Genomic DNA, 23,348 nt, shown 5'->3' on the forward strand with positions numbered 1-23,348 from the left:
ATTACGCTGAAAGAATTCGCGCGTGCGGCCGCTGCGTTCAGGCGAAATCGGTCGACGGTTTTTCCCAGAGATTCACGCCGCCTTCCACCGCGTATTTGTCGATCTCCGCGAGCTCTTCGGCACTCAACGGCGCGTGGCGCAGCGCTGCGACGTTGTCGACGATCTGCTCGGGCCGGCTCGCGCCGATGAGCGCGGAACTCACGCGCGGATCGCGCAGCGTCCACGTCAGCGCGAGTTGCGCGAGGCTCTGTCCGCGGCGCTGGGCGATCTCGTTGAGCGCGCGTGCGCGTTCCACGTTGTCGTCCGACAGGTGTTCGTGCTTGAGCGAGCCGCCGCCCGGACGGTTGATGCGTGCATCGACCGGAATTCCCTTCAAGTACTTGTCGGTGAGCAGCCCTTGCGCGAGCGGCGTGAAGGCGATCACACCCGCGCCGAGTTCGCCGGTGGCATCGAGCAGGTCCTTCTCGATCCAGCGGTTGAACAGGTTGTAGGCCGGCTGGTGAATAAGCAGCGGCACCTTCCACTCGCGCAGCAGCGCCGCGATCTCGCGCGTCTTGCCCGCGGAGTACGACGAGATGCCGATGTACAGCGCCTTGCCTTGCTGCACGGCCTGCGCCAATGCGGAGGCGGTTTCTTCCAGCGGCGTGTGCGGATCGAAGCGGTGCGAATAGAAGATGTCGACGTAGTCCACGCCCATGCGCTTCAGGCTCTGGTCGAGGCTCGCGAGCACGTATTTGCGGGAGCCGCCGCCCTGGCCGTACGGGCCGGGCCACATGTCCCAGCCGGCCTTGCTGGAGATGATGAGTTCGTCGCGGTAGGCCTTGAAGTCTTCGCGCAGCAGGCGGCCGAAGTTGGTCTCCGCGCTGCCGTAGGGCGGGCCGTAGTTGTTGGCCAGGTCGAAGTGGTTGATGCCCAGGTCGAACGCGGTGCGCAAGAGCTTGCGCTGCACGTCGATGGGCGTGCTGTCTCCGAAGTTGTGCCAGAGCCCGAGCGAGATGGCGGGCAGCACGAGCCCGCTGCGCCCGACGCGGCGATAGGGAATGGCGTCGTAGCGCTCGGCGGCGGCAAGGTAGGTCATGGCGTGAGCAGAAGAGTGGGAAGGGAGCGACATGATGCCCGCGTGTTTGCGCATATGCATGCGCGGTTTTCTTCGTTGGTGACGCGCGCAGGGCTTTCTAGGATCGTCGCTTCCCAACCAGCCCCACCGCTCCCGTACCGGAGCGCGCCGTCATGCCCATCGAGACGCTCTCCGAGACGCCCTCTTCCATTCCTTCGCGCCGCGTGGCGCTCAAGGCGCTTGCATCTCTCGCATCCGTCACGGCCATCGGCAGCCTGGCCCTGGCGGGCTGCTCGCGGGAAGACAAGGCGGCAGCGGCCAGCGGCCCGGCCGTGGTGAAGAAGACCGGCGACAAGGTCGCCTTCAAGTACCCCAACAACCCGTCGTTCGACCTCATCTACCTGGCCGACGAGCTCGGCTACTTCGAGGGCACCAACACCCACCCCGAGTACGTCGGCAAGATCGCCGCGCCGCAGATCATTCCGCTCGTGGGCACGGGCGAGATCGACTTCGGCAGCCGCATGGTGCCACTGGTGATCTCGGCCATCGCGTCGGGCGCGGACCTCAAGGTGGTGGCCGCGGGCGGCAAGACGCTGCAGGAAGCGCCGCACATGAAGTACTTCGTCCGCAAGGACTCGGGCATCCGCAATCCGAAGGACCTCGAAGGCAAGACCATCGGCTTCAACAGCTTCGGCGCCTGCGCCGAGTTCGTGACCAAGAAGTACCTGCGCCAGCACGACGTGGATGTGACGAAGATCAACTTCGTCGTCATTCCCGACGAGCAGGCCGAGCAGACGCTGGTGACGGGCAACACCGATCTCGCGATCATCCATGCGCCCTTCTCGGGCCGCGCGGACAACGCCGAGTCGCTGGTGCGCCTGTGGAGCGACTTCGACCTCGATGGCGGCCTGGGCGGCATGGCGCCCTACAGCGCGCACGGCCAGTTCATCCGCCAGCACCCCGAGGCGGTGCGCGATGTGGTCGCCGCGCTCGCCAAGGCCGGCAACTGGGTCAACGCCAACACCGAGGAAGCGCGCAAGCTCGTGGCCAAGCGCATCAACATGGACCTGAAGAACGTCGACCGCTACGCCTATGTCGACGACCTGGTGGTGACCGAGCCGCCGATCCAGTACTACATCGACATCCTGCAGTCCGAGGGCAAGCTCGCCACGGGCAAGGTGGCGGTGAAGGACGTGTACACCAACGAATTCAACCCCTTCGCGCAGCCGGCCGCGAAGTCCTGAACCGCGCGCGCCATGAGCCTCAAGATCTCGGCCCGCGAAGTGCGGATGGACTACGCCGCGCGCGGCGCGAGCGAGCGCGTGCGGGTTCTCGAAGGCTTCGACCTCGATGTGCGCGAGGGCGAATTCCTCTCGGTGCTCGGCCCCTCGGGCTGCGGCAAGTCGACGTTCCTGGGCATCCTGGCGGGGCTCACCGAGCGCACCGGCGGGCGCATCGCCATCAACGGGCAGCCGCTCGCGGGCATCAACCGCAACCAGGGCGTGGTGTTCCAGGGCTATGCGCTCTTTCCGTGGCTCTCGGTGCTCGACAACATCGCGGTCGGGCTCGAGATACGCGGCATCGGCAAGACCGAGCGCCGCCGCACCGCGCACGCGTACCTCGAACTGGTCGGCCTGCATGGCTTTGCCGATCGCTACCCACACGAGATCTCGGGCGGCATGAAGCAGCGCGTGGCCATCGCGCGCTCGCTGGCCTACAAGCCCGACGTGTTGCTGATGGACGAGCCCTTCGCCGCGCTCGATGCGCAGACGCGCGAGATCCTGCAGGGCGAGTTGCTGCGCATCTGGGAGCAGTACCGCAAGACCATCGTCTTCATCACGCACAGCCTGGAGGAAGCGGTGTACCTCTCGGACCGCGTGGCGGTGATGACGCAGCGGCCCGGCCGCATCAAGGACGTCATCGACATCCCGCTCGCGCGCCCGCGCTCGGCGGAGATTCGCCATTCGACCGAATTCGCCGCGCTGCGCCAGCGTGCGTGGGAGGTGCTCAAGGATGAAGTGCAGGCCGGGCTGAAGCCGCGATCGCTGGAAGGTGTGGTGTCATGAGCGCCGTGCTCGACGCGCCCGCAGCGCGCACGCCCCACCGCTTCATCAAGCTCGCGCGCAGCTTCGCCCGCGTGGCCGAACGCGGCATCGGCATCGCGATCTTCCTGGCGCTGTGGGAGGCGCTACCGCGCCTGGGCATCGTGAGCGACGCCTACCTGAGCCCGCCCTCCGCCGTCATCGCCAGCATCGCGCAGCTCGTGGACACCGGCCAGCTCTGGAAGCACCTGGCCGCGAGCCTGCAGCGCTCGCTGTGGGGCCTGCTGCTCGCAAGCTTCTTCGGCGTGGTGCTAGGTTTGCTGATCGGCAGCTCGAAGCGGCTGGCGGCCATCGTCGATCCGGTGCTGCAGCTCTTCAGGCAGACCTCGGCCTTCGCGCTGTTTCCGGTGTTCATCCTGTTCCTGGGCATCGGCGAGCTGTCGAAGGTGGCGATCATCTTCTGGGCGTCGTTCTGGCCCGTGCTGCTGAGCACCGTGAGCGGCGTCAAGCAAGTGGATCGCCTGCTCGTCAACTCGGCGCTGTCGATGGGCGCCTCGCAGCGCTTCATCTTCTTCAAGGTGGTGCTGCCGGCCTCGCTGCCGTCGATCTTCACCGGCGTGCGGCTCGCGGGGGCCTACAGCATCACCGCGCTGGTCGCGGCCGAGATGATCGGCGCGCACTCGGGCCTGGGCTTTCTCACGCTCAATTCGCAAGAGACCTTCCAGATCCCGACGATGTACGCCGGCATCCTGCTGCTGGCCGTGCTCGGGCTGCTGCTCAACTACCTGCTCGCCTTGCTGGAGCGGCGGCTGCTGCGCTGGCGCAAGGGGCTGAGCCTCGATGACTGAGCGCAAGCTGGCGGCGGCAGGCGCGGCGCTCATTGCGGCCGTGGCGCTCGCGGGCATCGGCGGCGCCTGGGCCTTCGCGACGCCCTCGCTGTCGAGCCTGCCGAAAGGCCCGGTGCTCGCCCGCGCCATCGAACGCGGCAAGCTCGTCGTCGGCGTGCGTCGCTATCCACGTCCCGCCCCGCCCGAGGCGCCGACGCCGCCCGAGCCCGATGGCTTCGACGCCACGCTGGCCCGGCAGGTGGCGCAGTCGCTCGGGGTGCCGCTGGAACTGGTCGGCCTCGATGCGGCCGCGCAGGAAGCCGCGCTGCGCGAAGGCCGCATCGACCTGCTGGTCGCCGGCGTGCCCGCGCAGACTGCGCAGGACATCGCCGCCGCACCCGGCAGCTACGACATCGGCCGCGGCCTCGTGGTCGCGCTGCGCCGCGGCAAGGTGCAAGCGGCGTCCGCGCTGCGCGGTGCCACGGTATGCGTCGGCGAAGGCTCGGGCTATGCGGGCGCGGTGTCGGAGCGCTATGGGGCCGAGCCGCGCAGCTATCCGTCGTCCGTACATGCGGCATCGGCCTTCATGGCCGGTGAATGCGCCGCGCTCGCCGAGGACGGCGAGGTGCTGGAGCGGCTCATGCAGAACGAGGAATGGCGCTTCTACAAGCCGCTGGCGAGCGACCTGCGTCCGCCAGCGGATGCAGCCATCCGCTTGCCGGAGGGCGATAGCGGGTCACGCGATTACCTGGCCGCGGCGCTGCGGCAATGGCGCGCCGATGGCACGCTGAGCAAGGCGCGCGGTGCGCGGGCGGGCAACCTGCAGTTCGAGATCACGCTGCTCAAGGATGGGTTTGTCTGCCACTCCTAGACTGAGGGCCGCCGATGTCCAGGCTCCGCATGACGGCAGAATGGCCGCCATGGACGAACTCATCGGTCTTCTCTTCGCCCTTCTGCTCTGGCGCGTCGTGCTTGCCGCGCTGTTCGGTTTCGCAATCGGCATGGCGCTCGCGCAGGTCTTCCCTGGCTTTGGCGCGGGCGCCGTTGCCACAGTCACGCTGCTCGCGCTGTTCGGCGGTGTCATGTGGCATGCATCGGCGATCGCCGCGGCCGCGCCGGCGGGCGCGCCCAAGGCCGAGCAGCAGCCGATATCGCGGCCCATCGCCTTTCTGGGCATCGCGCTCGTCGGCCTTCTGGTCGGCGGCGTGTACGACTACCTGCTCTCGTCGGGCCCGATCGCGCTCTCGGTGCTGGTCGTCTCGTCGATCGTGCTGGTTTCGGTGGGTGGGGCGATCACGAAAACGCCTGTCTATCTCAAGGACCTGCTGTTCATGGTCGCAGCCTTGGTCACCGGCTTCGTGGTGCCGTGGGCCATCGCCACGCTTCTGCGCTGAGCCCTACTTCTGCGCCGCCTTGGCTTCTCGAGCGGCCGAACTCTCCAGCCCTTCCTTCGGCAGCCACAACGCCAGCGCCACCACGCCCAGGCTCACGACCAGCATCATCAGGAACGTGAGGTGCAGCGAACTGCCCAGCGCGAGGCGGATGCCCGCATCGCCCGCGACGGAGCCGTGCACGCCCTGCAGCAGCAGGCGCAATTCGTCGTCGGTGAACATCATGCTGCCGTCGCCGCGCGTCAGGCCGAAGTTGAAGACCGCGCCGAAGAACGCCGCACCCAGTGCGCTCCCCAGGTTGCGCGAGAACACGTTCGAGGCCGTGGCGATGCCGCGCTGCGAGAGCTCCACGCCCTCCTGGATCAGGATCAGCGAGCTCAGGCTCATCACGCCCATGCCCAGGCCGATGATGAACGAGCCGATGGCCGGCAGCACCGGCGAGCTGCCGGCACCGAGCAATGCGAAGGTCGCGGTGCCCACAGGAATCAGCGCGGCGCCGACGACCACCATGCGCCAGAGGCCGATGCGGTGGAAGGTGCGCGAGGTCAGCGTCGCGCCGATGGGCCAGCCCAGCATCACCATCGTGAGCGTGAGGCCGGCCGTGACCGACGAGCGCTCCAGCACCACCTGCACGTACATCGGCAGGAAGGTGGTGATGCCGATCAGCACCATGCCGGCGAGCATCGCCGCGCCGTTGACCGTAGCGATCATCCGCGCGCCCCAGAGCTTGAGCGACACCATCGGGTCGGCCGCGCGGCGCTCCTGTGCGATGAAGAGCGCAAGCGTGACCGCGAAGAGCCCGGCCCATGCGAGCGCAACGCCCGAGTTGCCGACACCGAACTCGGTCAGCGCAATCATCAGCGACGCGATGCCGACGGTGAACAGCACCGCGCCCACCATGTCGATGGACGAGCGGCGCACCGTCGGCGCCTCGTGCAGGAAGAACCAGAAGCCCGCCGCCGCGGCCAGGCCGATGGGCACGTTGACCCAGAAGATCCAGGCCCACGACAGCTTCTGCACGATGAGCGCGCCGATCATCGGCCCCACGACGGCCGATACGGCCCACACGCTCGCCAGGTAGCCCTGCACCTTGCCGCGTTCGCGCACCGGATAGAGGTCGCCGACGATGGTGAGCGACACCGGCTGGATGGCGCCCGCGCCGATGCCCTGGATGAGCCGGAAGCAGATCATGGCCGGCATCGACCACGAGAAGCCCGCCAGCACCGAGCCGATGATGAAGATCGCGATGCCCACGAACATGATGGGCTTGCGGCCGTACAGGTCGGAGAGCTTGCCGAACACCACGGTCATCGCGGTCTGCGCGAGCAGGAATGAGGCGAAGACCCAGCTGTAGAGATGCAGTCCGCCGAGTTCGGAGGCGATCTGCGGCATGACGGTGGAGACGATGGTGGCTTCGATGGCGACCATGGCCATGGAGGCCATGATCGATGCGATGACCAGGGGGCGGTTTGTAGTTTTGGTGCTGGCGCTCATGGGGTGTGTCGGGCCTGAAGCTGCCCCGGACGGAGGTGTCCGGCAAGCTGAGGTGAGGTGGCGGGGCCGCGAGGCGTCGATGCTATCGGGGCGCGCGTATTCGTGCTGGCGCTCGGGCACTCGCGCTGTCTTGTTCGCGCGATCGAACGGGCTTGCGATATCGCCTTGTCGCCAGAGGATTCGATCCGGGCGCAACAACATCGAGGCCGGCTTTCGCGGCCCCGCGTAGCGCGCCGGCTCAGCCCGCGTTCAGCGCCGAGGTGCCGTCGTAGATGTAGCGGCGCGACCAGGGCAGCGTCTTCGCCGCGCGCCCCGCCTTGCGTCCCACGATCTGGTAGATCGCCACGTCGTCGTTCTCGAAGGCATAGGCGCAGCCCGCGAGGTACACGCGCCAGATGCGGAATTTCTCCTCGTCGACCATCGTGTGCAGCTTGTCGCTGTTGGCTTCGTAGCTGTCGCTCCAGTAGCGCAAGGTCTGCGCATAGTGGCGGCGCAGGTTCTCGATGTCGAAGGCTTCGAGCCCGCCCTGCTGCATGGCCTGCAGCGCGAGGCTGATGTGCGGCAGCTCGCCGTTGGGAAACACATAGCGGTCGATGAAATCGCCGCCGCCGTAAGAGACGCCACCGCCCTCGGGGTCGGACGAGGTGATGCCATGGTTCATCACCACGCCGTCGTCGGCCAGGAGCTCCTGCACCCGCTTGAAGTACGCGGGCAGGTTCTTGCGGCCCACGTGCTCGAACATGCCCACGCTGGTGATGCGGTCGAACTGGCCGGTCACGTCGCGGTAGTCCTGCAGGCGGATCTCAATGCGGTCTGCCAGGCCCGCGGCCTTCACGCGCTCGGTGGCCAGGTCGAACTGGTTCTGCGAGAGCGTGACGCCCACGCAGCGCGCGCCGAATTTCTGCGCGGCACGGATGACGAGTGCGCCCCAGCCGCAGCCGATGTCCAGCAGCGTCTGGCCTGGCCGGAGGTCGATCTTGGTGAGGATGTGATCGATCTTCTTCAACTGCGCGGTCGCGAGGTCTTCGTCGCCGTTCTCGAAGTAGGCGCACGAATAGACCATGTTCGGGTCCAGCCACTGCTGGTAGAACGCGTTGGAAACGTCGTAGTGGTACTGGATGGATTTCTTGTCCGACGACTTGGTGTGCGTGAAGTAGCGCGCCATGTTCTGCAGCGCCCCGCCCTGCTTGTCGATCGAGGTCTTCGCCAGGCCGTAGGCGATATCGATCACGTCGCTGAGCTTGCCCTCGATGTCGATCTTGCTCTTGACGTAGGCCTCGCCCAGGTTGTCCAGCGTGGGCTGCAGCATCAGCGACAGCGCGGCAGGTGTCTTGACGTGCAGCGTGACCGAGGGCCCGCTGAAGTTGCCGAAGTCGTACGACTGGCCGTCCCACAAGGTCAGGCGCGCCGGCAGGTTGGCGCGGTCACGAACGGCGGCGCTCCACTGCGCCAGCTTTTTTTCCCAAAGCATGCATCTCTCCGTGTTGTTAGGTTCACCCGGCGCCAGTGCGCCGGGGTGCTGCAGCGAGCAAAACAATAACGAAAAAATTTGAAACCTGCATGGTCGTGACGACGCAAGAAATCGCAGCAAGTGCTACAAGGCGCCGCCGTCTTTCGCAGGCGTTGCGCCGGCCTGCGGGGCGTCGGTCGCCTCGATGAAGATGCGCTTGATCGTCGGGAAACGCGCGCGCACCTGCGTCTCGATGGCGGCAACGGCCTCGCCCGCCTCGCCCGTGGAAATGTCGTCCCTGAAGTTGACATCGACGATCACCAGCGCCTCGTCGGCGCCGATGTACATCGACAGCACATGCCCCACGTCCTCGACGCTGGGCTGTGCCATCGCGAGCTCGCGGATGGCGCGCGCCGTCTCGGGCCGGATGCCCTCGCCGATCAGCAGGCCCCGCGCCTGCGCGATGAGCAGCACCGCCACGCCGGCCAGCAGCACGCCGATGACCACCGAGGCCACGCCGTCGAGCGCCGGCATGTCCAGCGCGTGGCTCAAGTAGATGCCGAGCCCGGCCACCACGAGGCCCACCAGCGCGGCCGAATCCTCGGCCAGCACGGTGTAGGTGGTCGGGTCCTTGCTGCGGTCCAGCGCCTGCCAGAACGGCGTGCCGTTGGCCTGCGCGCGGAACTGCCTGAGCGCAATGAGAAAGCTGGTGCCTTCGAACACGAAGGCGGCCGCGAGCACGACGTAGTTCCATGTCGGATCGCGCATCGGCTCCGGCGCGCGGATGTGCTGGATGCCCTCGTAGAACGACACGCCGCCGCCCAGCCCGAAGATCAGCACCGCCACGATCAGGCTCCAGAAATAGAGCTCCTTGCCGTGGCCGAACGGATGCTCGGGTGTCGCGGGCCGCTTGCTCAGCTTCAGGCCCACGAGCAGCAGCACGCCGTTGAAGGTGTCCACCGCCGAGTGGATGCCCTCGGACAGCATCGCCGAACTGCCGGTGATGCCCGCCACGACGAACTTGGTGATGGCGATCGCCACGTTGGCGCCGATGGCGCCGTAGATCGCGACCTTGGATTCGGCCATCCGGCTCAGGCCCCTTAGGCCGCTTCCATCGACGCGGCACCCATCGCGTCGTTGCCCGCCTCCGAGAGCCAGCGCTGCTTGTCGCGCAGCGGCGGCGCACCGAACATGCGGCCGTACTCGCGCGCGAACTGCGAGGGGCTTTCATAGCCCACGCTGTGTGCGGCGCTCGCCACGTCGGTGCCGGTCATCAGCATCTGGCGGCGCGCTTCCTGCAGGCGCAATTGCTTTTGGTACTGCAGCGGGCTCATCGCGGTCACGGCCTTGAAGTGGTGGTGGAACGACGACACGCTCATGTGCACCGCGCGTGCCATGTCCTCCACCCGCAGCGACTGCGCATAGTTCACGCGCAGCGCGCTGATGGCCTTGGCGATGCGCTGGGTGTGGCTGTCCTGCAGCGCGATCTGGCGCAGCCGCGCGCCCTCGCCGTTCACCAGCAGGCGGTACATGATCTCGCGCTTGATGAGGGGCGCCATGATCGGCACGTCCTCCGGCGTCTCGACCAGCCGCAGCAACCGAAGCACCGGCTCCAGCACCGGCATCGCGATGCGGTTGACGTACATGCCGCGGGAAGCCGGCGCGTTGGCCTTGGCGGGCAGCTTCTCGTCGCCGATGAGCTCGCCGATTTCGTCGAGCGCCAGCTCCAGCCGCACGCCCAGGTACGGCTCGTTCTCGCACGTGAGGCGCACCTGGCCGCACACGGGCAGGTCCACCGAGGTGACCAGGTAGTGCATCGGGTCGTACACGTAGATGTCGTCGCCCACGATGATCCGCTTGGAGCCCTGCGCGATCAGCCCGAGCGCGGGCGTCGCGAAGGCGTGCTTGGGGCCGTCGGGCTTGCTGATGCAGAACACCTGCAGGCCGGTCACCGGCGTTTCCACCGTGCCGTCGCGCCCGCCGGTGATGCGGTTGATGAGCGCCACCAGTTCCTTCCTGGCTTCGTCGAGTTCGGGCTCCAGCGGCATCGGCTGGGCCAAGGCTCCAGCGATTTCGGCAGCGATTTCGGGTGTTTCGTCGGACATGTAGGGGGCCTTGTCGCGGTGAAGGTCACGGTGGCGGGCACCGTGGAGGATCGGGTGGTTTACAGCTTAGCGCCGCTCCCATGAATCTGCACGCCCCCGGAAGGAGGTCTGGAGAAATAGGCAAAGACTTTGCAGGAACGCGCTCGCCGCGCCGCGGGCCGCGGGCGGATACTTTTTGCCAGTGCCTCACCCGGCATCCCCCGACACCCTCCCACAACACCCTCCCCCAACACAAAGGACCTCTCCATGCAGTACCGCAAATTCGGCCGCACCGGCCTCCTGGTTTCCGAACTCTGCCTCGGCACGATGACCTTCGGCGGCGCCTCGGGCATCTGGAGCCAGATCGGCGACCTCCAGCAGGCCGAGGCCGAAGGCCTGGTCGGGCGCGCCATCGACGCCGGCATCAACTTCATCGACACGGCCGACGTGTACTCCGAAGGCCAGTCGGAAGTCATCACCGGCCAGGCGCTCAAGAACCTGAAGATCCCGCGCGACAGCGTGGTGGTGGCCACCAAGGTGCTCGGCGAAACCGGCAGCAAGGGCCCCAACTCCAGCGGCGCCTCGCGCTTTCACATCATGGACGGCGTGAAGGCGAGCTTGAAGCGCCTGCAGCTGGACCACATCGACCTCTACCAGATCCACGGCTTCGATCCGCTCACGCCCATCGAGGAAACCGTGCATGCGCTGGACAACCTCGTGCAGCAGGGCCACGTGCGCTACGTGGGCGTGTCGAACTGGGCCGCCTGGCAGATCGCCAAGGCGCTGGGCATCGCCGAGCGCGACCGGCTCGCGCGCTTCGAGTCGCTGCAGGCCTACTACACCATCGCCGGGCGCGACCTGGAGCGCGAGCTGGTGCCGATGCTGCGCAGCGAAAACGTCGGCCTCATGGTCTGGAGCCCGTTGGCCGGCGGCCTCTTGAGCGGCAAGGTCGACCGCCATACCGAGACCGAAAAGGGCACCCGCCGCGCCAGCTTCGACTTCCCGCCGGTGAACCGCGACCGCGCCTACGACTGCATCGACGCGATGCGCGTGCTGGCCGAGGCCCGCAAGGTGTCGGTCGCGCAGATCGCGCTGGCGTGGCTGCTGCACCAGCCGGTCGTCACCAGCGTGATCATCGGCGCCAAGCGCGTCGAGCAGCTGGACGACAACATCGCGGCCACCGCCATCGAGCTGTCAGCCGACGAGCTGGCCACGCTCGACAAGGTGAGCGCGCTGCCGGCCGAGTACCCGGGCTGGATGCTGGAGCGCCAGCGCGCGAACCGCGACAAGCACCTGGCCTGATTGGCTCATACCAGGTTGCTTCAAAAGAGAAATCCGTTCACGCTGAGCTTGTCGAAGCGCCGCGCGAGGCTTCGACAGGCTCAGCCCGAACGGCTTTGGCAAATCGAACGCAATTTCTATCAGGCCAACGCCAACGCCGATGCCAGCGCGGCCGAGCGCCGCGCGGCGTGGGCCGCCGTTGCGCGCAGTGCGCGCAGATCGAGGTGCCGCGCGGCGCTGGCCGCATCGGGCGCAGCCAGGTGCGGCACCACACCGAGCAAGGGCGCGCCGAGCCGGTCGCGCAAGGTTTGTAGATTCGCCTCGGGCGACAGCATCCGCGGCTCGATGACGCTCGCGACCCAGCCGGCCAGCACGAGGCCGCGCGCCCGCACGGCTTCGGCCGTGAGCAGCGCATGGTTCAGGCAACCGAGCCTGAGGCCAACCACGAGAATCACCGGCAGCCCGAGCGCCACGGCCAGGTCGGCGCTGCCCAGGTCGTCGCCGAATGGCACGCAGAACCCGCCCACGCCTTCGACGACCACCGCGTCCGCGCGCTGCGACAGCGCCTCGAAGGCCGACAGCAGCGGCGGCAATTCGATGCGCACGCTTTCTTCCCGCGCCGCGAGGTGCGGCGACATCGGCGCGCGCAGCAGGTAGGGGCAGCGCAAGGCCAGCGGCGCATCGACGTTGCCGGCCGCGCGCAGTTGCTCGACGTCTTCGTTCCGCCACGCACCATCCACCCGTTCCAGGCCCGCGGCCACCGGCTTCATGCCGACCGCGCGCAGGCCCGAGGCGGCCAGCAGGCTCAGCATCGCGCTGCTCACCAGCGTCTTGCCGACGCCCGTGTCGGTGCCCGTGACGAACCAGCGGCGCTGCGTCATGCGGCCTCCTTCCACGGCTGCGCCAAGGCGTCGCCCAGCGCATCGACCAGCCGCGTCACGTCGGCCTCGCTGTGGCTGGCCGACAGCGCGATCCGCAGGCGCGCGGTGCCAGCCGGCACGGTCGGCGGGCGGATCGCGCCGACGCGCAGCCCGCGGGCATCGAGCTGCGCCATCGTGCGCATCGCGCGTGCGTTGTCGCCGACGATCAGCGGCTGGATCGCGGTGGGCGAATCGGGCAGCCAGGCGCTGCCGTCCGGCGGAAGGACCGCGTTCAGGCCCCGGCGCAGCTGGGCGATGCGCGCCTTCAATTTCGCGCGGCGCTCGTCACCCTCTTCGCCTTCGATCAGCGCGAGGCTCGCGAGCAGCGCATGCGCAATGGCCGGCGGCGCGGCCGTGGTGAAGATGTACGGCCGCGCCCGCTGCACGAGGTAATCGATGACGGTGCGGTGCGCCGCCACGAACGCGCCCGACACCCCCGCCGCCTTGCCGAGCGTGCCGATGAGCACCAGCCGCTCCGAGCGCAGCGCCATCGCCTGCAGCACGCCCCGGCCCGTCGCGCCCAGCACGCCGAAGCCGTGGGCGTCGTCCAGCACCAGCCAGGCATCGTGGCGCTCCGCGAGCGCGAGCAACTCGGCCACCGGCGCGATGTTGCCGTCCATGCTGAAGACCGCATCGCTCACGATCAGCTTGACCGGCGCATCGCAGGCGCCCAGCTGCGCATCGAGCGCGGCCACGTCGCAATGCGGATAGCGCGCCACGCGCGCCTTGGCCAGCCGCGCGCCGTCGATGAGCGAGGCGTGATTGAGCGCTTCGGAAAAGATCACCGCCTCCGCGCCGCCGAGCGCCGACAGGACCGCGAGGTTGGCCATGTAGCCGGTGCAGAAGAAAAGGCTGCGCGCCTCGGGGATGAACGGCGCCATCCAGCCGGCCAGACGCTCCTCGAGCTCGGCGTGCGCGCGCGAATGGCCCAGGATCAGGTGCGAGCCGCCGCTGCCCGTGCCGTAGCGCGCCGCGCCTTCGGCCAGCGCCGCGGCCAGCGCCGGATGCGCGGCCAGCCCCAGGTAGTCGTTGCTGCTGAAGCCGAGCATGGTGCGCGGCGCGGTCGTGCCGGCCAGCGTCAGCGACTGCTCGGGTGCGCAGGCGGTCTCGGCGATCTGCCGCCGGCGTCGCAGCGCCTGCGTATCGAGCGCGGTGATCTCGTCCTGCAGGCGTTCAAGCAAGCGCAACATCGCGGCCTCCTTCTGCGGGCGCGCGAGCGGACACCGCCTGCAGCGTGGCCAGCGTGCCATCGACCAGCCGGTCGATTTCGTCGTCGCGAATCACGTAGGGCGGCATCAGGTAGACGGTCGAACCGATGGGGCGCATCAGCAGCCCGTTCGCGCGCGCTGCGAGGTGAAAGCGCTCCGCGAACCCGGCGCCAGGCTCGCGCACGTCGAAGGCCGTGATCATTCCGCGCTGGCGCAGGTGGTCGACCGGCATGCCGCGCAGCCCTTCGCGCAGCCGGCCGATCAATCGTTCGGCGCGGCCACGATTGCGGCGCAATGCATCCTCGCGCTCGAACAGGTCGAGTGTCGCGAGCGCGGCGCGGCAGGCCAGCGCGTTGCCGGTGTACGAATGCGAATGCAGGAAGCTGCGTGCCACGTCGTCGTCCACGAAGCCTTCGTAGATCGCATCGCGCGTCATCACCAGCGCAAGCGGCAGGTAGCCGCCGCTGATGCCTTTGGAGAGACACAGGAAATCGGGCCAGATGCCGGCCTGCTCGCAGGCGAAGAAGCTGCCGGTGCGGCCGCATCCCACCGCAATTTCATCGGCGATGAGGTGCACCTCGTAGCGGTCGCAGAGGGCACGCACGAGGCGCAGGTAGTCGGGGTCATGCATCGCCATGCCGGTGGCGCATTGCACGAGCGGCTCGACGATCACGGCCGCGATGGATGCATGGCTTTCGGCCAGCAGCGCTTCGAGTTCCGCGGCGGCACGCCGCGCCACGGCGCTGGCATCCTCGCCCGCCAACGCGGCTCGCGCATCCGGCGACGCCACGAGGTGCGCGTTCGCGAGCAGCGGCGCATAGGCATCGCGGAACACGGGCACGTCGGTCACATGCAGCGCGCCCAGCGTTTCGCCGTGGTAGCCGCGCCGCAGCGCGACGAAGTGCTGCTTGCCGCTGCGTCCCGCGTTGCGCCATGCGTGAAAGCTCATCTTCAGCGCGATCTCCACGGCCGAGGCGCCGTCGGAGGCGTAGAAGCAATGGCCCAGTTCGTGACCGGTCAGCGCGGCAAGCCGCTCGGCCAGTTCGACGGCCGGTGCATGCGTGCAGCCCGCGAGCATCACGTGCGAGAGCGCGTCGAGCTGGTCCTTCAGCGCCGCGTTGATGGCCGGGTGCGCATGGCCGAAGAGATTGACCCACCATGAGCTCGTCGCGTCGAGATAGCGGCGGCCGTCATGGTCGATGAGCCAGACGCCCTCGCCCCGCGCGATCGGCAACGGCGGCACCGCTTCGAGACGGATGCTCTGCGTGCACGGATGCCACACGTGGCGCCGGCTGCGCTGCTGCCAGTCGGTGTTGGCGGAGGGGGAAAAAGCAGTCGATGGCGGCATCCGCGCATTCCTTTGTGGGAGGCAAGGCGCGGGATCGTATCGACGCTTTACAGGCACGACAAACCGCCTCGGCGCTGGCGGATTGCAGCGTGCTTGGACGACGATGGACGGCGTAGCAATCGCGTTGCGAACAAGCTCGTGCAACGCGACAGCATTGAGCCGGAGGGGCCTCGGCGGGCCGGTCGCAAGTTGTCCGGTCAGCGCCAAAGATAACTGGGGAATGTCGGAGGTGCGCCAGATATCAGGCACATCGCGCCTCATCGGACACGTGAATGTCCGATTGAGGCAAACCGCTCTCCCGACGCTCAGCCAGCGCTCTTCTTCACCAGCGCCGTGATGTAGTCGCGCAGCGAAGTCGCCCCGCGCTCGGGCTTTTCGGGCTCTTCCTTGTTGTCCAGCGTGATGCGCGTCATCGCCGCATAGGACCTCGCCGCGGCCTCCGAAAACCCCAGCGACCGGTACGCCTGCTCCCATTGCTCGGGCGGCGTCACCACCACTTCCACCGGCCGCCCCAGCGCGTCCGCAAAGGCTCGCGCGACATCGGCCGGCGAATAGCGCTCCGGCCCTTCGACGTAGTGCGGCCCCGATGCCTCGGCCGCGCCCAGCATCAGCCGCGCGGCGAATTCGCCCAGGTCGTGCGGCGCCACCATCGGCAGCGTGAAGTCGGGCGGGTACATGCTGTGCAGCTTGCCTTCGTTCCGGGCAGTTTCGAGCGAGGCGTCCCAGTTGCTCATGTAGTAGGCCGCGCGCAGGGGGCTGACCGGCGCCTTGCCGGCCTGCAGCGCCTGCTCCATGTCGTACAGCACGCCCAGGTCGCCGATGCCGTTGCCCGGCTGTGCGCCGTAGGCCGATTCGCAGACGATCTTCTCGAGTTTGCAGCCCTCCAGCGCGTCCACGATGGCGTACAGGCTCCTGCGCTCTTCGGCGACCGTGTCGGTCGACGGGGGCGCCGGCGGGTTGAGCACGAAGAGCCGGTGCCCGCGCGCGATCACGCGGTGCAGCGCGGGCGTGTCGAACACGTCGACCTGCGCCACATGGGCGCCCTTGGTCTTGAGCGATTCGGCCTTGCTCGCATCGCGCGTGACCACGGTGACGGGCTCGTTGCGCGCGAGCAGCGCCTGCGCCAGCGACGAGCCGACATGGCCCGTGGCGCCGAGGATGATGTGCATCGCCATCTCCCCTACGACCGCTTTTCCGCGTTGCGCTTGCGCGTGGCGGCGCCCTTCTTCGCGGAGGCCGAGCGCTCGGCGGCCGTGCGGGATGCCGCGGCCGCACCGCCCTTGTGGCCGCCCTTGTGCGAGGGCGCATGGTTCTCGGCCTTGCCGCGGCCCGAGCCGCTCTTCTTGCCGCCGCCGGTCTCGGCATTCACCGTGGCCCAGGCGCGGCGCTCGGCCTCGCCCTTGCCGACGCCGCGGTGCTCGTAGCCTTCCTCGATGTGCTCGGCCTTGCGTTTCTGCTTGTCCGTGTAGGACGACTTGTCGCCTCTTGGCATGTCAGCGCTCCTTCAGGTTGAGAAGCCTTCATGCTGGGCGCACCGCCAGCGCCGCGGGTAAGAAGACGCACGCGCTGCGCGTCAGCGCTGTCTGTCGCGGGACGGCTCGGCCGCCGCCTTCATGCGCCGCAGGTGCGCCAGCATTTCCTCGCGCACGACGCTGGTGATGTGGCTGCGCTTGCCGTTCTCCAGCATGCCCAGCCGGCGCGCGACGGGGCGTCCGGGCAACTGCAGCACGCACAGCGCGGGGTCGCTCTCCCAGTCGAAGTTCTTCAGGAGCGGCGCCATGGTGAAGCCCACGTTCTTTCGCACCAGTTCCGCGATGGCCAGCAGCGAGTTGAGTTCGAGAAACTCCTTCGGCACGAACTGCAGCCGCCGCAGGATCCTGTCGATGCGCGCCCCGGTCGGCGTGCGCCGGTCGAAGCGGATGAAGGGATGGTTCGCGAACAGGCTCGCGATGGGCGTCTCGGGCGAGGCGATGCCCGAATTGGCGATGACGGTGAGCGACTCCTCGTAGCACGGCGTCCACAGGAGGCCCGGCACCTCGGGCCACTGGCGCTCGACAACCACGGCCGCATCGAGCTCGCCGCTGATCACGTCCTGCATCAGCTGCGACTGCTCGCGCACGCGCAGCTCGACTTCCAGGTTCGGGTGCAGCGACTTGAGCACCGCCAGCGTGCCCGACAGGAGGCCCATGGCCGAGATGAGCGAACCCAGCTTGATGGTGCCGGCGATCTGCCGCTGGTCCTGCAGGTCGCGGCGCATCGACTCGTACTGCGCGAGCAGCGCTTCGGCGCGCGGCAGCAGCAGGTGGCCGGCGGGGCTCAGCACCATGGTGCGGCCGGTCTTGTCGAACAGGGTCTTCTTCATCTCGGATTCGAGGGCGCGCATCTGCTGGCCCACGGCCGCCTGCGTCAAGGCCACCTCGTCGGAGGCCGCGGCAAAGGAGCCGCCACGGGCCGCGGCCACGAAGGTGCGGAGAAAACGAATGGAGCTCATGGTCGGAAGATAAACAAATCCTTTATCAACTCTAAATGATTTTTAAATTTATTTTTTCCTGTACCTGCAAAACAATGCGGCCATCGGCACTGAACTACCGCACTCCCGCGGCAGGCAGATGACAACCCGCAACGCCACCCGCCACGCCATGCCCACTCCTGAATATTTCCCCCTCGTCGATGTTTCCGGCACGTCCCACGCCCGCGGCGTGCAGCACGGCCGCGCCGTGCCCGAGCGCGTGGCCGGGGGCGTGGCGCTCTACCGCGCCCAGCTGGGCCGCCGCGGCCTGGACGACGCCACCATCCGCCAGCTCGCGCAATCGATGCTGCCGGTCATCGAGGCCTACGACGCGAGCTATCTGGAAGAGATGCGCGGCATCGCCGAAGGCGCGGGCGTCTCGCTCGAAGACGTGGTGATGATCAATTGCCGCACCGAGATGCTGTTCGGCTATGCCGACATGAAGCAGACCCAGGCGGCCGAACCTGTGCCCAGCGAAGACGGCGACTGCACCGGCCTGGTCGTGCTCCCCGCGCGCTCGGCCACCGGCCGCCTCATGCACGCCCACAACTGGGACTGGCGCCAGGAATGCGTGGACACGGGCATCGTGCTGCGCATCCGCGGCAACGGCAGCGGCCCCGACATGCTCACCTTCACCGAAGCCGGCGCCCTCGCCCGCCACGGCTTCAACAGCCACGGCGTCTCGCTCACCGGCAACTCGCTGACCTGCGACGAAGACTTCCGCAAGGGCGCGGGCGTGCCGCTGGTGCTGCTGCGCCGCCGCGTGCTCGAAGCCGCGAACCTCGCGCAGGCGATGAAGACCATCTGGGCATCGAAGCGCTACTGCGCCAACAACATGATCCTCGCGCAAGCCACGGGCAACGACGGCTCGGGCATCAGCCTGGAGACCTCGCCCGGCGAGATCTTCTGGACGCTGCCGGAGAACGACCTGCTGGTGCATGCCAACCACTGGATGTCGCCCTCGGCCGTGATCAAGCTGCGCGACCCCGGCCTGCCGCAGCGGCCCGACAGCATCTACCGCCAGCACCGCGTGGAAAACGCGCTCGGCCGCATCGAGGGCCGCATCGACTGGACTCACGTGAAGGCCGCGCTGGCCGACGAGTTCGGCCAGCCCGACGGCGTGCTGCGCACACCCAAGCCGGCGGACTTCAGCAGCATCTCGGCCACCGTGGCCACCACGCTCATGGACGCGGCCAACCGCGTGATGTGGGTGGCGCGCAAGCCCTACGAGGCGCGCAACTTCCAGGAATACACGCTGTAGTCCGCACCCCGGCGCCCCTTCTCCTGTTCTTTTTTCATCCGCAGATTCCTTTTCATGACCGCCCTCATCGAAGTCCCCGAAATTCCGCCGAGCCAGGCCGAGCAGCGCGCCCGCGCCATCTACGACCTGGGCCACAGCACCATCTATGCGTCGCGCAGCGATGCGCGCTTTTCGTACTGCACCTACGTGCCTGAGCACATCGGCCAGGCCGGCACGCGGCCGATGCAGCTGGTGGTGGTGGTGCACGGCACCGGCCGCGCCTTCGTCAACTACCGCGAGGCCTTCAGCGGCTTTGCCAAGTGGAACGACTGCATCGTGCTGTGCCCGCTGTTCCCGGCGGGCGTGCGCGGCGACGGCAACCGCGACGGCTTCAAGCACCTCATCGAAGCCGACATCCGCTACGACGAAGTCCTGCTGGACATGGTGGCCGAGGTGGGCGAGAAGTTCGACTGCGACTTCAACCGCTTCGCGCTCTTCGGCTATTCGGGCGGCGGGCAGTTCGTCAACCGCTTCGCGATGCTGCACCCCGAGCGCCTGTGGGCCGCGTCCATCGGCGCGCCGGGCTCGGTGACGCTCATCGACCCCGAGCAGGGCTGGTGGGTCGGCACGAAGGATTTCGAAACCCGCTTCGGCAAGCCGATGGACCTCGCGGCCCTGCGCCGCCTGCCGGTGCACATGGTGGCGGGCAAGGCCGACATCGAGACCTGGGAGATCACGCACCGCGAAGGCGGCAAGTACTTCATGCCCGGCGCCAACGACGCCGGCCGCACCCGGCCCGAGCGCCTGGAAACGCTGCGCCGCTCGTTCGAGGCGGCCGGCGTGAAGGTGGCGTTCGACCTGCTGGACAACGTGCCGCACAACGGCCTGGCCTGCGTGGGGCATGTGCAAGACTTCTTCGCGAAGGCCCTGCACGCGCTGCGCGCCGCGCCGTCGCGGGCCTGACGTTCAAGAAACCACACAAGGAAAGAAGGCCCATGTTCCGTTTCGCAGCGGCCCGCATCGCGATGGCGATACCCACATTGCTCATCGTGGCGGTGTCGGTGTTCGTCCTGATACGGCTCATTCCCGGCGACCCCGCGCAGTTGCTGCTCGGCGACCTGGCCACGCCCGCGAGCCTGGCCGACCTGCGCGCCCGGCTCGGGCTGGACCGTTCGCTGCCGGCGCAATTCGGCATCTGGTTCGGCCATGTGCTGCAGGGCGACCTGGGCACCTCGATCAACAGCGGGCAGGACGTGCTCTCGCTGGTGGCCGACCGCTTCCTCATCAGCGGCCGCATCGTGCTGGTGGCCGTGGCGCTGGCCGCGATGGTGGCCGTGCCCGCCGGCATGATCGCCGCGTGGAAGCAGAACCGCGCGCCCGACCTGCTCCTGGTCGGCTCGGCGACGCTGCTGGTGTCGATTCCGACCTTCTGGCTCGGCCTGTTGCTGCTGCTTTTGTTCGGCCTGAAGCTCGGCTGGCTGCCGGTGGTGGGCTACGTGGGCATCGCCGAAGACTGGAAGAACGGCCTCCTGTACCTGGTGCTGCCGATCCTCACGCTGTTCCTGCACGAGATCGGCGTGCTCATGCGCATGGCGCGCGCCAGCACGCTCGAGGTGCTGCGGCTGGACTACATCACGCATGCGCGCGCGAAGGGCCTGTCGGAACGCGCGGTGCTGATGCGCCACGCCTTCAAGAACGCCTTCGGCCCGACCTGGACGCTGATCGGCCTGGTGCTGGGCAACCTCCTGGGCGGCATCGCGGTGGTCGAGACGGTGTTCACCATTCCGGGCCTCGGCCGGCTGCTGGTCGATGCGATCTTCGCGCGCGACTATCCGGTGATCCAGGGCTGCCTCTTGTTCGTCGCCGTGATCTATGTGGTCGTGAATCTCGTGATCGATCTTTGCTACCCCTTGTTCGACCCTCGCGTCGCTGTCGAATGAGCACGAAGATGACCCGCAAGAAACGCATTCCCCTCAACGCCCTCATCGGCATCGTCATCGTCGGCCTGATCGTGGCCGCGGCGCTCGTGAGTCTCGTGTGGACGCCGCACGATCCGCTGCGCATCAACTTCGGCTCGCGCCTGAAGCTGCCCGGCGGCCGCTACCTGCTTGGCACCGACGAGTTCGGCCGCGACGAGCTCTCGCGCCTCATGGCCGGCGCCGCCACCAGCGTGTGGATCGCCGTGCTCACGGTGAGCTTCTCCATCGTGGTGGGCAGCATCGTCGGCGTGCTCACGGGGTTCCTCCGCGGCTGGACCGACCGCATCGTGATGGCCTTCAACAACGCGCTGCTGGCCTTCCCCGGCCTCCTGCTGGCGCTGGGCCTGCTCGCGGTGGTGGGCGCGAACCAGTACGGCATCGTGCTCGCGCTGGGCCTGGCCTACACGCCCTCGGTGACGCGCATCGTGCGCGGCACGGTGCTGTCGCTGCGCGAGAAGGAGTTCATCGAATCCTCGCGCGTGCTCGGCAACTCCGAGCTCTACACGATGGTGCGCCACGTGCTGCCCAACTGCACCGCGCCGCTCACGGTGCTGGCCACCTCGATGTTCGGCTGGGTGATATTGGCCGAGAGCGCGCTGTCGTTCCTCGGGCTGGGCGTGCCGCCGCCGGCGCCGACGTGGGGCAACATGCTCGCCTCGGCCCGCCCGTTCATGGCACAGGCCAGCTACCTCTCCATTCTTCCGGGCCTGTGTATCGCGCTCACGCTGCTGGGCATCAACCTGCTGGGCGACGCGGTGCGCGACTGGCTCGATCCGCGCATGAAGGGCGTGCAATGAACCCGACCACCTCCATGACGAACACGCCGCTTGTCAGCGTCGAAGGCCTGACGCTCGCCGTCGGCCTCGGCGGCCGCGAGATCGTGCGCAACGTGTCCTTCGACATCGCGCCGGGCGAGATGGTGGGCATCGTCGGCGAATCGGGCAGCGGCAAGACGCAGGCCGCGCGCGCCCTCATGGGCCTCACGCCGCCGCCGCTGGTGCGCACCGCGGGCCGCATCCTCTTCGAGGGCGAAGACCTCGCGCAGGCCAAGCCGTCGCGCCTTCGCGAGCTGCGCGGCGCGCGCGTGGGCATGGTGTTCCAGGAGCCGATGACGTCGCTCAACCCGTCGATGACGATCGGCGAGCAGCTGGGCGAAGCGCTCGCGCTGCACCGCCGCGACCTCTCGGCCCCCGCACGGCAGGCGCGCATCCTCGACATGCTGGCGCGCGTGGGGATCCGCGACCCCAAGGGCGCGCTCACCGCCTGGCCGCACGAGTTCTCGGGCGGCATGCGCCAGCGGATGATGCTGGCCTCGGTGATGCTGCTGGAGCCCGCGCTGCTGATCGCCGACGAGCCCACCACCGCGCTCGATGCCGTGGTGCAGCGCGATGTGCTGGAGCTGATGGTCGGCCTCACGCGCGAACACCAGACGGCCGTGCTGATGATCAGCCACGACCTGCCGATGGTCGCGCGCTTCACGCAACGCATGGTCGTGATGCGGCACGGCGAGGTGAAGGAAACCGGCCGTACCGACGACCTGCTCGAACACCCGAAGCACGCCTACACCCGAGAGCTGCTGCAGGCGATGCCGCGCCGGCTGCCCGCGCGCGCGGTGGTCGACGAGGCGCCGGTCGTCCAGGTGCGCAACCTCGTGGTCGACTATCCCGGCCACCGCCGCCTGTTCGCCAAGGCCGTGCCCAAGCGCGCGCTGCATGGCATCGACCTCGTGGTGCGGCCGCGCGAAGTGGTCGCGGTGGTCGGCGGCTCGGGCTCGGGCAAGACCACGCTGGGCCGCACCATCGCCGGGCTCTTGAAGCCCAGCGGCGGCGAGATCCTGTTCCGCGGCCGCCCGATCGCGCGCTCGGACGCCGGTTGGTCCGACTACCGGCTGCAATGCCAGATGGTGTTCCAGGACCCGTACGCCTCGCTCGATCCGCGCATGACCATCGGCCAGCTGGTCGGCGAGGGGCTGCGGCTGGTCAAGGGCATGTCGTCCGCCGACAAGGGCAAGCGCGTGGCCGAGGTGCTCGATGAAGTCGGCCTCGGCACGGCCTATTCGCCGCGCTATGCGCACGAACTCTCGGGTGGCCAGCGCCAGCGCGTGGCGATTGCGCGGGCGCTGGTGCGCCGGCCCGCCTTCGTGATCGCCGACGAGCCGGTGTCGGCGCTCGATGTGACGGTGCGCGCGCAGGTGCTGGAGCTCTTCGCCGAGCTGCAGAAGCGCCACGGCTTCTCGTGCCTGTTCATCAGCCATGACCTCGGCGTGGTCGAGCAGGTGGCCGACCGCGTGATCGTGATGCAGGACGGCCGCATCGTCGAGCAAGGCTCGCGCGACACCGTGTTCGATGCGCCCCAACAGGACTACACGCGCAAGCTGCTCTCGGCCATTCCGGCGCTGGAGCCGACCGAGACCGGTGGCGTGCGGCTGCGCTGGCGCTTCGGTGCCCAAGCCGCGATCGCCTGATCGCCTGATCGCCTGATCGCCTGATCGCCTGATCGCCTGATCGCCCAACCCTTT

General features: G+C 68.3%; 22 protein-coding genes. 11 read left to right on the top strand and 11 right to left on the bottom strand.

Annotated features, from left to right (window positions below; genetic code table 11):
* Nucleotides 1–37 precede the first annotated feature (37 nt).
* Entirely contained in the window at nucleotides 38–1,078 is a 1,041-nt protein-coding gene (gene mgrA, locus ACZYRS_RS18280; protein WP_463420385.1) for an L-glyceraldehyde 3-phosphate reductase, read from the bottom strand.
* A gap of 152 nt (nucleotides 1,079–1,230) precedes the next feature.
* Here mgrA and ACZYRS_RS18285 point away from each other — a divergent pair, with 152 nt between their 5' ends.
* The 5 genes from ACZYRS_RS18285 to ACZYRS_RS18305 are packed head-to-tail and all read left to right on the top strand — an operon-like array spanning nucleotide 1,231 to nucleotide 5,320.
* Nucleotides 1,231–2,301, top strand: a complete 1,071-nt coding sequence (locus ACZYRS_RS18285) for an ABC transporter substrate-binding protein (protein ID WP_463420386.1) — start codon at nucleotides 1,231–1,233, stop codon at nucleotides 2,299–2,301.
* 12 nt (nucleotides 2,302–2,313) lie between these two features.
* Nucleotides 2,314–3,123 carry an ABC transporter ATP-binding protein gene (locus tag ACZYRS_RS18290; RefSeq protein WP_463420387.1) on the top strand — a complete coding sequence of 270 codons (810 nt, stop codon included), beginning with the start codon at nucleotides 2,314–2,316 and terminating at the stop codon, nucleotides 3,121–3,123.
* On the top strand, nucleotides 3,120–3,947 hold the full coding sequence (locus ACZYRS_RS18295; protein ID WP_463420388.1) for an ABC transporter permease: 828 nt from the start codon (nucleotides 3,120–3,122) through the stop codon (nucleotides 3,945–3,947). Before ACZYRS_RS18290 ends, ACZYRS_RS18295 begins: the two co-directional genes overlap by 4 nt.
* A complete protein-coding gene (locus ACZYRS_RS18300; protein ID WP_463420389.1) occupies nucleotides 3,940–4,797 on the top strand; it encodes a substrate-binding periplasmic protein in 858 nt (285 codons plus the stop codon). Before ACZYRS_RS18295 ends, ACZYRS_RS18300 begins: the two co-directional genes overlap by 8 nt.
* A 49-nt stretch (nucleotides 4,798–4,846) precedes the next feature.
* Nucleotides 4,847–5,320: a hypothetical protein gene (locus ACZYRS_RS18305; RefSeq protein ID WP_463420390.1), complete on the top strand. Its 474-nt coding sequence runs from the start codon at nucleotides 4,847–4,849 to the stop codon at nucleotides 5,318–5,320.
* A gap of 3 nt (nucleotides 5,321–5,323) precedes the next feature.
* Here the strand turns inward: ACZYRS_RS18305 and ACZYRS_RS18310 are convergent, their stop codons facing one another.
* From ACZYRS_RS18310 to ACZYRS_RS18325, 4 genes are all read right to left on the bottom strand, one after another.
* The gene (locus ACZYRS_RS18310; RefSeq protein ID WP_463420391.1) at nucleotides 5,324–6,811 is read right to left on the bottom strand and encodes an MFS transporter; all 1,488 of its coding nucleotides are present in this window, start codon (nucleotides 6,809–6,811) and stop codon (nucleotides 5,324–5,326) included.
* Nucleotides 6,812–7,049: 238 nt separating this feature from the next.
* Nucleotides 7,050–8,282 (bottom strand): class I SAM-dependent methyltransferase, encoded by a 1,233-nt coding sequence (locus tag ACZYRS_RS18315; protein ID WP_463420392.1) that lies wholly within the window; start codon nucleotides 8,280–8,282, stop codon nucleotides 7,050–7,052.
* A 123-nt stretch (nucleotides 8,283–8,405) separates the two neighbouring features.
* Nucleotides 8,406–9,347 carry a cation diffusion facilitator family transporter gene (locus ACZYRS_RS18320; RefSeq protein ID WP_463420393.1) on the bottom strand — a complete coding sequence of 314 codons (942 nt, stop codon included), beginning with the start codon at nucleotides 9,345–9,347 and terminating at the stop codon, nucleotides 8,406–8,408.
* 14 nt (nucleotides 9,348–9,361) lie between these two features.
* The gene (locus ACZYRS_RS18325; protein WP_463420394.1) at nucleotides 9,362–10,366 is read right to left on the bottom strand and encodes an AraC family transcriptional regulator; all 1,005 of its coding nucleotides are present in this window, start codon (nucleotides 10,364–10,366) and stop codon (nucleotides 9,362–9,364) included.
* A gap of 246 nt (nucleotides 10,367–10,612) precedes the next feature.
* On the opposite strand from ACZYRS_RS18325, the gene ACZYRS_RS18330 reads away from it, so the two are divergent.
* Nucleotides 10,613–11,647, top strand: a complete 1,035-nt coding sequence (locus ACZYRS_RS18330; RefSeq protein ID WP_463420395.1) for an aldo/keto reductase — start codon at nucleotides 10,613–10,615, stop codon at nucleotides 11,645–11,647.
* A 119-nt stretch (nucleotides 11,648–11,766) separates the two neighbouring features.
* Here the strand turns inward: ACZYRS_RS18330 and bioD are convergent, their stop codons facing one another.
* From bioD to ACZYRS_RS18360, 6 genes are all read right to left on the bottom strand, one after another.
* Nucleotides 11,767–12,507 (bottom strand): dethiobiotin synthase, encoded by a 741-nt coding sequence (bioD, locus tag ACZYRS_RS18335; protein ID WP_463420396.1) that lies wholly within the window; start codon nucleotides 12,505–12,507, stop codon nucleotides 11,767–11,769.
* Nucleotides 12,504–13,736 carry an 8-amino-7-oxononanoate synthase gene (gene bioF, locus ACZYRS_RS18340; protein WP_463420397.1) on the bottom strand — a complete coding sequence of 411 codons (1,233 nt, stop codon included), beginning with the start codon at nucleotides 13,734–13,736 and terminating at the stop codon, nucleotides 12,504–12,506. The genes bioD and bioF overlap by 4 nt, the downstream gene beginning before the upstream one ends.
* Nucleotides 13,720–15,102 (bottom strand): adenosylmethionine--8-amino-7-oxononanoate transaminase, encoded by a 1,383-nt coding sequence (gene bioA, locus ACZYRS_RS18345; protein ID WP_463420398.1) that lies wholly within the window; start codon nucleotides 15,100–15,102, stop codon nucleotides 13,720–13,722. The genes bioF and bioA overlap by 17 nt, the downstream gene beginning before the upstream one ends.
* A gap of 305 nt (nucleotides 15,103–15,407) precedes the next feature.
* A complete protein-coding gene (locus ACZYRS_RS18350) occupies nucleotides 15,408–16,271 on the bottom strand; it encodes an NmrA family NAD(P)-binding protein (RefSeq protein WP_463420399.1) in 864 nt (287 codons plus the stop codon).
* An 11-nt stretch (nucleotides 16,272–16,282) separates the two neighbouring features.
* The gene (locus tag ACZYRS_RS18355) at nucleotides 16,283–16,594 is read right to left on the bottom strand and encodes a plasmid stabilization protein (protein ID WP_463420400.1); all 312 of its coding nucleotides are present in this window, start codon (nucleotides 16,592–16,594) and stop codon (nucleotides 16,283–16,285) included.
* Between the two features lie 81 nt (nucleotides 16,595–16,675).
* On the bottom strand, nucleotides 16,676–17,593 hold the full coding sequence (locus ACZYRS_RS18360) for a LysR substrate-binding domain-containing protein (RefSeq protein ID WP_463420401.1): 918 nt from the start codon (nucleotides 17,591–17,593) through the stop codon (nucleotides 16,676–16,678).
* 148 nt (nucleotides 17,594–17,741) lie between these two features.
* Here ACZYRS_RS18360 and ACZYRS_RS18365 point away from each other — a divergent pair, with 148 nt between their 5' ends.
* From ACZYRS_RS18365 to ACZYRS_RS18385, 5 genes are read left to right on the top strand one after another with little or no spacing between them, the layout of a single operon-like run.
* A complete protein-coding gene (locus ACZYRS_RS18365) occupies nucleotides 17,742–18,872 on the top strand; it encodes a C45 family autoproteolytic acyltransferase/hydolase (protein ID WP_463420402.1) in 1,131 nt (376 codons plus the stop codon).
* Between the two features lie 54 nt (nucleotides 18,873–18,926).
* Nucleotides 18,927–19,814: a hydrolase gene (locus ACZYRS_RS18370; RefSeq protein ID WP_198783939.1), complete on the top strand. Its 888-nt coding sequence runs from the start codon at nucleotides 18,927–18,929 to the stop codon at nucleotides 19,812–19,814.
* Nucleotides 19,815–19,846: 32 nt separating this feature from the next.
* The gene (locus tag ACZYRS_RS18375; RefSeq protein ID WP_198783940.1) at nucleotides 19,847–20,791 is read left to right on the top strand and encodes an ABC transporter permease; all 945 of its coding nucleotides are present in this window, start codon (nucleotides 19,847–19,849) and stop codon (nucleotides 20,789–20,791) included.
* Between the two features lie 8 nt (nucleotides 20,792–20,799).
* The gene (locus ACZYRS_RS18380; protein ID WP_463420403.1) at nucleotides 20,800–21,627 is read left to right on the top strand and encodes an ABC transporter permease; all 828 of its coding nucleotides are present in this window, start codon (nucleotides 20,800–20,802) and stop codon (nucleotides 21,625–21,627) included.
* Between the two features lie 14 nt (nucleotides 21,628–21,641).
* A complete protein-coding gene (locus ACZYRS_RS18385) occupies nucleotides 21,642–23,294 on the top strand; it encodes an ABC transporter ATP-binding protein (RefSeq protein ID WP_463422504.1) in 1,653 nt (550 codons plus the stop codon).
* Nucleotides 23,295–23,348 lie beyond the last annotated feature (54 nt).

The sequence above is a fragment of the Variovorax sp. AC194 genome (assembly GCF_979257995.1).

Bases quoted from the DNA above. Each gene is read 5' to 3' on its own strand.
- mgrA (WP_463420385.1), bottom strand. From the start codon at position 1,078: ATGACCTACCTTGCCGCCGCCGAGCGCTACGACGCCATTCCCTATCGC.
- ACZYRS_RS18285 (WP_463420386.1), top strand. From the start codon at position 1,231: ATGCCCATCGAGACGCTCTCCGAGACGCCCTCTTCCATTCCTTCGCGC.
- ACZYRS_RS18290 (WP_463420387.1), top strand. From the start codon at position 2,314: ATGAGCCTCAAGATCTCGGCCCGCGAAGTGCGGATGGACTACGCCGCG.
- ACZYRS_RS18295 (WP_463420388.1), top strand. From the start codon at position 3,120: ATGAGCGCCGTGCTCGACGCGCCCGCAGCGCGCACGCCCCACCGCTTC.
- ACZYRS_RS18300 (WP_463420389.1), top strand. From the start codon at position 3,940: ATGACTGAGCGCAAGCTGGCGGCGGCAGGCGCGGCGCTCATTGCGGCC.
- ACZYRS_RS18305 (WP_463420390.1), top strand. From the start codon at position 4,847: ATGGACGAACTCATCGGTCTTCTCTTCGCCCTTCTGCTCTGGCGCGTC.
- ACZYRS_RS18310 (WP_463420391.1), bottom strand. From the start codon at position 6,811: ATGAGCGCCAGCACCAAAACTACAAACCGCCCCCTGGTCATCGCATCG.
- ACZYRS_RS18315 (WP_463420392.1), bottom strand. From the start codon at position 8,282: ATGCTTTGGGAAAAAAAGCTGGCGCAGTGGAGCGCCGCCGTTCGTGAC.
- ACZYRS_RS18320 (WP_463420393.1), bottom strand. From the start codon at position 9,347: ATGGCCGAATCCAAGGTCGCGATCTACGGCGCCATCGGCGCCAACGTG.
- ACZYRS_RS18325 (WP_463420394.1), bottom strand. From the start codon at position 10,366: ATGTCCGACGAAACACCCGAAATCGCTGCCGAAATCGCTGGAGCCTTG.
- ACZYRS_RS18330 (WP_463420395.1), top strand. From the start codon at position 10,613: ATGCAGTACCGCAAATTCGGCCGCACCGGCCTCCTGGTTTCCGAACTC.
- bioD (WP_463420396.1), bottom strand. From the start codon at position 12,507: ATGACGCAGCGCCGCTGGTTCGTCACGGGCACCGACACGGGCGTCGGC.
- bioF (WP_463420397.1), bottom strand. From the start codon at position 13,736: ATGTTGCGCTTGCTTGAACGCCTGCAGGACGAGATCACCGCGCTCGAT.
- bioA (WP_463420398.1), bottom strand. From the start codon at position 15,102: ATGCCGCCATCGACTGCTTTTTCCCCCTCCGCCAACACCGACTGGCAG.
- ACZYRS_RS18350 (WP_463420399.1), bottom strand. From the start codon at position 16,271: ATGCACATCATCCTCGGCGCCACGGGCCATGTCGGCTCGTCGCTGGCG.
- ACZYRS_RS18355 (WP_463420400.1), bottom strand. From the start codon at position 16,594: ATGCCAAGAGGCGACAAGTCGTCCTACACGGACAAGCAGAAACGCAAG.
- ACZYRS_RS18360 (WP_463420401.1), bottom strand. From the start codon at position 17,593: ATGAGCTCCATTCGTTTTCTCCGCACCTTCGTGGCCGCGGCCCGTGGC.
- ACZYRS_RS18365 (WP_463420402.1), top strand. From the start codon at position 17,742: ATGCCCACTCCTGAATATTTCCCCCTCGTCGATGTTTCCGGCACGTCC.
- ACZYRS_RS18370 (WP_198783939.1), top strand. From the start codon at position 18,927: ATGACCGCCCTCATCGAAGTCCCCGAAATTCCGCCGAGCCAGGCCGAG.
- ACZYRS_RS18375 (WP_198783940.1), top strand. From the start codon at position 19,847: ATGTTCCGTTTCGCAGCGGCCCGCATCGCGATGGCGATACCCACATTG.
- ACZYRS_RS18380 (WP_463420403.1), top strand. From the start codon at position 20,800: ATGACCCGCAAGAAACGCATTCCCCTCAACGCCCTCATCGGCATCGTC.
- ACZYRS_RS18385 (WP_463422504.1), top strand. From the start codon at position 21,642: ATGACGAACACGCCGCTTGTCAGCGTCGAAGGCCTGACGCTCGCCGTC.